Genomic DNA, 7864 nt, shown 5'->3' on the forward strand with positions numbered 1-7864 from the left:
ATCTGATGTCTGCATCGCCAAAATTTACGCCCAAACCGTCAGGCAGGCAACTGTAGCCCAGTTAACGTGACAACACCCCCGCGAGCATTATCGTCAATACCTCGGGTGGGGAAAACGGCCCAATGCTGCGCGAGGCCTATTTCAACGACTTCGAAGCTACAACTGGAGTGAAGATCCTTGAATCCAGTCCTGCCGATTTAGGTCGTCTGCGCGCGATGGTCGAGAGCGGCAACGTTGAGTACACCGTGACGGAGGTGGAATCTGAGGACGCTGGCCGCGCGATCGAACTCGGCCTGCTAGAGCCAATCGACGACACCATCGTCGACCGCTCGAAGTTCCCGCCAGAAACGCTGAACCCGTATCTCTATCCAATCTCGAGCTATTCGACGATCATCGGCTATTCGACGGAGGCCTTTCCTGAAGGGGGCCCGACCAACTGGGCGGAGTTCTGGGACGTCGAAAGGTTTCCTGGCCCGCGGGCGATGCGCAACCACCCAATTGACAATCTTGAAGCCGCTCTTCTCGCCGACGGCGTTGCTCCGGAAGATCTCTACCCGCTTGATCTCGATCGTGCCTTCGCGAAGCTTGATGAGATCTATCCGCATGTTGCCACCTGGTGGACGACTGGCGCGCAGCAAGCGCAGCTCCTGATCGACGGCGAGGTCGTGGCAACTACCGGCTGGAATTCACGGCTCTTCGCCGCCGTTCGCAATGGCGCACCGATCAAAATGGAATATGGCGGCGGCATTCTGAAGGCTGCGGCCTATGCCATTCCCAAGGGCGCGCCGAACGCTGAATACGGACAGCAGCTCTTCGCGATCATGGCTAAGCCTGAAAATCAAGCGAAATATGCCCTTGCCTTCGGGCTTTCCGGCCCTGATCCGGACCACGTTAATTTTGTGCCGGAAGAAATCCGCGAGATGCTGCCGCTGCACCCGAATAACGCATCGCGACAGGTATGGATGGATCAGGAATGGTGGCTGGAGAACGGCGAGGCAGTTAACGAGCGCTGGACTGCCTGGATGCTCGGCCACAACTAACGCCGCTGGAAGAAGTACCGGGCGGACGGAAGCGTCCGCTCTAACAGGGGGCGAGAATGACCAACGAAAACCAAGCTGTTCTGGATGTCCAGAAAATCCGTAAAACCTATGGCCGGGTGGAGGCGCTCAGAGAGATCGACTTGCGTGTTGCCGCCGGTGAGTTCCTAACCTTACTCGGAGCCAGCGGCTCGGGAAAGACAACACTCCTCCGCATCATCGCAGGTTTCGAAACGCCGGATTCTGGCCGGGTCAGCATTCGCGGCGCGGACATGACTTGGGCATCGGCGGCGGAACGGCAGATCGGCATGGTCTTCCAGAACTATGCATTGTTCCCGCACCTGACCGTGTTGGAAAACGTCATGTTCCCGCTCGAGATGCGTCGGATCACGCGCCGCGCTGCCGCCGACCGAGCACGTGCCGCGCTCGATTCGGTACATCTCGGCGTCTTCGGCGACCGCTATCCCAGACAGCTGTCGGGTGGCCAACAGCAGCGCGTGGCGTTGGCTCGCGCCATAGTCTTCGAGCCGTCATTACTGCTGCTCGACGAACCGTTCAGCGCGCTTGACCGCCGGCTGCGTGAGAGCATGCAGCAGGAGGTCAAGCAGTTGCAGAGCTCGCTGGGGCTGACGACGATTTTCATCACCCATGACCAGGAGGAGGCGCTAGTGATGAGCGACCGCATCGCAGTAATGGGTGGCGGCGCAATCCGGCAGATCGGTACGCCCGCCGAGATATACTACCACCCGAACTCAATCTCCGTGGCGACCTTTGTCGGAGAGTCGAATATTTTTGAGGGCGTTCCGAAAGGCCGCAGTTTTTATGCGGCCTCGGGCGCGCATTTCTCGCTAGCCGCGCCCACAGACTGCAACCGGATGCTGATCCGCCCCGAAGCCATCACGCTCAGCCGGGCCTCCGTTCCCGCCGATCCGCGAGAGGCTAACGTCTTTGCGGCGCAGGTGCTTGATCGCAGCTTTGTCGGCGGCTTCACTGTCTATCGGGTGCGGCTTGCCCAGGGCGATGAGGTTAGCGTGCGAGCCATCGCACGTGAAGGCGCGATCTTCCAGCCGGGTGAAACCCTGCAGCTGACCGTGGCGCCGGCGGATTGCCGTCCACTCACGGATCGGTCCGCAGCATGACCGGCGCGCTCGTCCACCTGCGTGGTCCCCGTGCCACGGGGATGCTGTTGACCGCTCCGGCCGCGATGCTGCTTCTGGTTCTGTTCTTCTACCCGCTAGCTACCCTGTTTCTGACTACGCTGCATCCTGACAACATCGAGAACTATGCGCGGGTCGTCAGCAGTGGGACTTACATGCAGGTATACCTGAACACACTGCGCCTCGCCGTGATCGTCACTGTGATCGACCTCGTGATTGCCTATCCGCTCGCCTTCTACATGTGCCGGCTGACAGGCGGCAGCCGAATGGTCGCTTTCTTCCTACTCTTGATCCCGCTCTGGACCAGTCAGCTGGTACGCACTTACGCTTGGATGGTGCTGCTCGGCCGCAATGGGCCGATCAACAGTGCGCTGATGGCACTAGGGCTGACCGACACGCCGCTACGCTTGTCGAACAGCGAGTTTGCAGTCGTCATAGGCATGGTACACATCCTGCTGCCCTACATGGTGCTGCCGATCTACAGCTCTGCCTCGAAGATCGACCGCAGCCTGCTCGAGGCGTCTCGAGGGCTAGGTGCCGGCGCGTTCTCGACGCTGACCCGGGTTCTGATCCCATTAACGATTCACGGCGTGCTAGCAGGGGTTAGCTTGGTGCTTGTACTGTCTCTCGGTGTCTTCATTATGCCGGCGCTACTCGGCGGCGGTCGGGTGCCGGTAATCCCCCTTCTGATCGAACAGCAGGCCGGCTCCTTCCTCAATTGGGCGATGGCCGGCACCTTCTGCGTCATCTTGCTCGCGATGGTTTTGGTGATCTTCTGGCTGATCAAGCTCTCTACAAGACTTCTGGTTCGGGGGCGCGTCCATGCTTGAGCGTCGCAGCCGTACGCGCTTCCTCCGCCGAATTGGAAATGTCGCGCACCATATCTTTTCCTGGGTGACCTTCCTGTTCCTCTTAACTCCCTTGCTGATCGTCATTCCGATTTCTTTCAGCGGTGGTTCCTATCTGAGCTTTCCACCCGAGAGCTATTCGACCCGTTGGTACGAGACATATTTCGCGCAGGACAGCTGGATCGACGCAACGATCCTTAGCTTGCAGGTCGGAGTGGTCGCGACTGTTATCTCGGTCGCGGTTGGCTTCCTCTTCGCGCTTGGCATCACCCGTGGCCTGCGTAAGTGGGGGCCGGCTCTGGAGAAGGTCGCCCTTGCGCCAATGATCGTACCCTCGATCGTCTACTCAGTGTCCATGTACTCGCTGTTTTCGAGGCTCGGCCTAGTCGGCAACTGGTTCGGCATTGCCCTTGCCCATGCAATCTTGTGCCTGCCATTTGTAGTAATCGTCCTCACGGCGAGCCTGCGGGAATACGACATAGACCAGGAGACTGCCGCCATGGGTCTAGGGGCGAGCCGCCTAACTGCGATCCGGCGCATCACCATTCCGCAGATCCGTCCGAGCCTACTCTCCGCTGCCTTCCTCGCCTTCATCACTTCCTTCGACGAGCTGGTGGTGGCGATGTTCCTGTCGGGGACCTTTGGCACCCTACCGAAGAAGATGTTCGACAATATTCGCCTCCAAATCGACCCCACCATCGCAGCGGTGTCAGTGATGGAGATTTTGATGGTCATCCTGGTGATGGCCGTCCTGATGCGGCTCAACCGGGCCAATGTGGGCCGGCTGAGTTGAGTCCGGTCAGACCGAACCGCCTACAAGGAGAAGAAACGTGCGCAGCGAACTTAACGATCTTAACGGCCGGTCCTTCGACGTGGCGATTATCGGCGGCGGCATCAACGGCTGCGCTGCGGCCCAGCATCTCGCCGCAGCGGGGTACCAGGTGCTTTTGGTCGAACGCAACGACTTTGCCAGTGGCGCAACCAGCCGGTCGGGACGGATCCTACATTGCGGCCTGCGCTTCCTCGCGCCAAAGAAGAACGTTTGGGAATTCCTGCGTTCGCCAGGCCAACTTTGGATGAAGCTGCGCACCGCCCGTGAGATGGCCGAGGCGCAGGGCGAGCTCTACGAGACAATTCGCCCCTATCTGCGGCCGATGGACATCGCGTTGCCGATCTATGCCCATCAGGGCTACTCTGGCTGGCACGTTGACATTGGCGCTGCGCTGGTGCGACTGATGAACCGCGGCCGGAGCCCGATCAACTATCGCCGTTGGAAGGGTGTGGCTTCGCCGCATCCATTCGTGCCTCATCTGGCCAATCCGGAAAAGATTCGCTCCGTAGTAGCTTTCAATGACCAGCAGTTCATCTGGCCCGAGCGCATTGCCCTGGACGCCTGTTTCCACGCGGAGGATCTTGGGGCAGTCGTGCGCAACTACACCTCCGTGATCGCGTTGGAGAAGCGCGGCAAGACCGGTTGGCAGCTTGAACTCGAAGACGCGACAGGGCGGGCTCGTGTCGAGGCAGCCTATGTGCTGAACCTCGCCGGCATTGAGATCGACGCCACGAACCGGATGGTGCCTGGCCTGCATAACCTACCGCCTCGGGTTCGGGCAATGAAGGGGGTCCATATCCTTGTAAAGCTGCCGGATATCTATCGTGGCCATGGGATCGCCGGGGAGAACTCACTTGGGGAGCACATCTTCTGCCTACCCTGGGGCGACTACCACTATATCGGCCCGACCGAGACGATCTATGATGGCGACCCGGACAAGGTAACGCCCGATGACGATGACATCGCCTTTCTCAAGCGCGAGGCGCAGGCGTTATTGCCTAACCTGCCGATTGCTGACGCCAAGGTCGAACTGGCGTGGGCCGGCGCCCGGCCGATTACCTTTGATCCGGAGCGCCCCCAAGGCAAGCGCCTGCCTTTCAGCATCTTCCACGACATGGGCGAAGACGGCGCGCGCAACCTGCTCGCAGTGACCTGGGGCATCATTGTCAACCACCGCGCGACGGCGCGGCGGATTGTTAAGCACATCAATGGCGTCCTACGCCCCTCCGGCACCGCCCGCGCGATCAACTATGCTCCGCGTCCGGCCCCGGCGCTCCGACCGGATTCGGACGAAGTAGAGCTGCGCGCGGCGGTTGTGCATTTCATCACCGCCGAACAGGCGCGCTCCGCCACCGACATCCTTTGTCGCCGTACCATGTTGTTCTGGGATAACCTAGTAACCACAGCCCTGCTCACCCGCGTTGTCACCGCCATGGGCGAAGTGCTTGACTGGTCAGAAAGCCGGTGCACGGCCGAGATGGAGGCGTTCTGCCGGTATGTTGAAGAACAGCATCGTGTGACGCTTGATGAAAAATCCAATTATTCGGCTTCCGCCTGAGACGCGTCCAGTCTCTCACTCACTGAGATCGCCTGTGCGGCTGGCGCGATTGCATGGATCTGCACCAGTTCTGTTCCGGTCAGGTGCTCATGTTAGGCGGACCTCTGTTCGAGGCCACGGGTGATTTCCAGCCCAAAGCCGAGTGTTGGCGACAGCACCTAAATCCCTTCCCAATGAAAAGGAAACCCTATGATCCAGCGCCATTTCCCGACCCGGATCAACCACCGCATCGTCGAGGCAGGCGGCATCCTGCATTTCGGCGGGCTGATTGCCGACGACTTGGCCCAGGACATGAAGGGCCAGACCGCCCAGATCTGCGCCAAGATCGACAAGCTGCTGGCCGAGGTCGGCTCAAGCAAGGAAAAACTGGTGACGGCGATGCTCTACATCACCGATTTCGACCAGAAGGAAGGTATGAACGAGGCTTGGCTGGAATGGCTTCCCGCCGAGCATCTGCCGACCCGCGCGACCATCGGCGTGGCTGAACTGGGCAAGGACGTGCTGATCGAGATCGTCGTCTCGGCCGTACGCTGAGGGGCCGATTCCGTATGGGGCAGAATGATACCCTCTCATGAGCATTTTTGGTTTTCCGGGCATGTTGAAGCTACCCCGCTGGCGCGGGATGGTCATCTGGTCTAAGGGTTGCTGCCTATGCCGTTTCATGATTTCGAGAACGGTGTTTTGCTGATGCCAAGGTCTCGGGCGATCCATCGGTATGATCGTCCCTCGGCGACGGCCTGGATGACTTTTGCCGCGAGTTTATCAGATTTTGGCCGTTTCCTTGGCTGTCGGCCAAGTTTTTCCTGCGTGCCGGTGCGGCTGCGTGTCCGGATTTTACCCGGTTGTGGATCAGCGCGCTCAGCTTTTCGGTATGCGCCGTCTCCAGCCCATTGATATCGCGGGTTTCCTGCGAGCTGCGTAGCAGCGAGCCTCTTTGTGGTTTTCTGCAAGGGGGCGATGATGGCGGATGGTGGCGACGGGTTCGTTGGTCGTGTCGAGGTGGTGCGGCGGACGCGGGGGTATCGGCGCTGGCCTGAGGCGGTGAAGGCCCGGATCGTGGCGGAGAGTTTCCAGCCCGGGGTGCGAGTTGTGGATGTCGCGCAGCGGCATGATCTTGCGCCGCATCAGCTCTCGGACTGGCGGCGCCAGGCGCGACAGGGGCTTCTGGCGCTGCCGGCGGATGCCATGGAGGCGGTAGGCGCGACCGTGGTGCCGGCGTTCGTGCCGGTGTCGGTAGATGACGAGGTGGATGCCTCGCCTGATGCCGCGCGTGGTGCCGAAGGGGTCGTCGGGATCGAGATTGGCGACGGGATTATTGTCCGCGTGCCGGGCGACGTGTCGGCGGAGCGAGCGGCGGCGCTTGTGCGTGCGCTGCGCAGGTCGGCATGATCGTCGCCGGGCAGCGGCTGCCGATCCTGGTGGCGACCCGACCGGTGGACTTCCGTTGCGGTCATCAGGCGCTGGCACTGATCGTTCAGAACACGCTGCGGCTCGATCCGCATTCCGGGGTGATGGTGGTCTTCCGATCGAAGCGCGGCGACAGATTGAAGATCCTGGTGTGGGACGGCACCGGCATGGTGCTGGTGTATAGGGTCAGGACCCATTGATTTCTGCGAGGCGGCGTGATTCACGGTTCGAAAAACGAGCGGTGAACATGTCTGATCTCTTCTGGTTGACCGACGCCCAGATGGCGCGTCTTGAGCCCTATTTTCCGAAGTCCCACGGCAAACCCCGCGTCGATGATCGGCGTGTCTTGAGCGGGATTATCTTCATCAATCGCAATGGGTTGCGTTGGCGCGATGCGCCTGCGGAATACGGCCCCCACAAGACGCTCTACAACCGATGGAAGCGGTGGAGCGACAAGGGCATCTTTGCGCAGATGATGGCTGGCCTGGCAGCCGATCACGGCGAGGAAAAGACGGTCATGATCGACGCGACTTATCTCAAAGCCCACCGAACCGCGACCAGCATGGCCGCGAAAAAGGGGGGCGTGGACGCCTGATTGGCCGAACGAAGGGCGGCATGAACACCAAGCTGCACGCCGTCTGTGACAGTCAGGGACGCCCACTCAATCTTTTCGTCACCGCCGGGCAGGTCAGCGACTACATCGGCGCACGGGCTTTGCTGGGTAGCTTGCCAAACGTGGAATGGCTGCTCGGGGACCGGGGCTATGACGCCGACTGGTTCAGAGACGCGTTGAAAGACAAAGGGGTACGCGCCTGCATCCCCGGCCGAAAGCAGCGCAAGACGCCCGTGAAATACGACAAGCGACGCTACAAACGGCGCAATCGCATCGAGATCATGTTCGGCAGGCTCAAGGATTGGCGACGTGTGGCGACCCGATACGACAGATGCGGCTCTGATGCTGTAACCGCCCCCCGACGGCATCGACGTGCCAAGGTGGGATCGCAACAATCCGTATTGGGAGGCGG

General features: G+C 60.6%; 9 protein-coding genes. All 9 read left to right on the forward strand.

Annotated elements, in window-relative coordinates; all coding sequences use genetic code 11:
* Positions 1 to 122 precede the first annotated feature (122 nt).
* Complete coding sequence (locus Q1A36_RS20785; RefSeq protein ID WP_299847976.1) at positions 123 to 1040, forward strand: ABC transporter substrate-binding protein; 918 nt, start codon at positions 123 to 125, stop codon at positions 1038 to 1040.
* A gap of 56 nt (positions 1041 to 1096) precedes the next feature.
* The gene (locus Q1A36_RS20790; RefSeq protein WP_024845485.1) at positions 1097 to 2176 is read left to right on the forward strand and encodes an ABC transporter ATP-binding protein; all 1080 of its coding nucleotides are present in this window, start codon (positions 1097 to 1099) and stop codon (positions 2174 to 2176) included.
* Positions 2173 to 3024, forward strand: coding sequence for an ABC transporter permease (locus Q1A36_RS20795; RefSeq protein WP_024845484.1), 852 nt, complete (start codon positions 2173 to 2175; stop codon positions 3022 to 3024). The genes Q1A36_RS20790 and Q1A36_RS20795 overlap by 4 nt, the downstream gene beginning before the upstream one ends.
* Positions 3017 to 3835 (forward strand): ABC transporter permease, encoded by an 819-nt coding sequence (locus tag Q1A36_RS20800; protein ID WP_179922367.1) that lies wholly within the window; start codon positions 3017 to 3019, stop codon positions 3833 to 3835. Before Q1A36_RS20795 ends, Q1A36_RS20800 begins: the two co-directional genes overlap by 8 nt.
* A 37-nt stretch (positions 3836 to 3872) precedes the next feature.
* Positions 3873 to 5432 (forward strand): FAD-dependent oxidoreductase, encoded by a 1560-nt coding sequence (locus tag Q1A36_RS20805; RefSeq protein ID WP_081762246.1) that lies wholly within the window; start codon positions 3873 to 3875, stop codon positions 5430 to 5432.
* Between the two features lie 189 nt (positions 5433 to 5621).
* Positions 5622 to 5966 (forward strand): RidA family protein, encoded by a 345-nt coding sequence (locus Q1A36_RS20810; protein ID WP_024845481.1) that lies wholly within the window; start codon positions 5622 to 5624, stop codon positions 5964 to 5966.
* 426 nt (positions 5967 to 6392) lie between these two features.
* Positions 6393 to 6821 (forward strand): transposase, encoded by a 429-nt coding sequence (locus Q1A36_RS20815; RefSeq protein ID WP_028710876.1) that lies wholly within the window; start codon positions 6393 to 6395, stop codon positions 6819 to 6821.
* Complete coding sequence (tnpB, locus tag Q1A36_RS20820) at positions 6818 to 7039, forward strand: IS66 family insertion sequence element accessory protein TnpB (protein ID WP_299848000.1); 222 nt, start codon at positions 6818 to 6820, stop codon at positions 7037 to 7039. Before Q1A36_RS20815 ends, tnpB begins: the two co-directional genes overlap by 4 nt.
* Before the next feature lie 47 nt (positions 7040 to 7086).
* Positions 7087 to 7864 (forward strand): IS5 family transposase gene (locus tag Q1A36_RS20825; RefSeq protein ID WP_299848002.1). Its coding sequence is split into 2 segments (ribosomal slippage), with 776 coding nucleotides annotated over them: positions 7087 to 7407 and positions 7410 to 7864; the frame shifts between segments, so codons are not numbered across the junction. This gene is flagged as partial in the annotation.

The organism is uncultured Paracoccus sp., from assembly GCF_947487305.1.
In the GTDB taxonomy this organism is placed as follows: domain Bacteria; phylum Pseudomonadota; class Alphaproteobacteria; order Rhodobacterales; family Rhodobacteraceae; genus Paracoccus.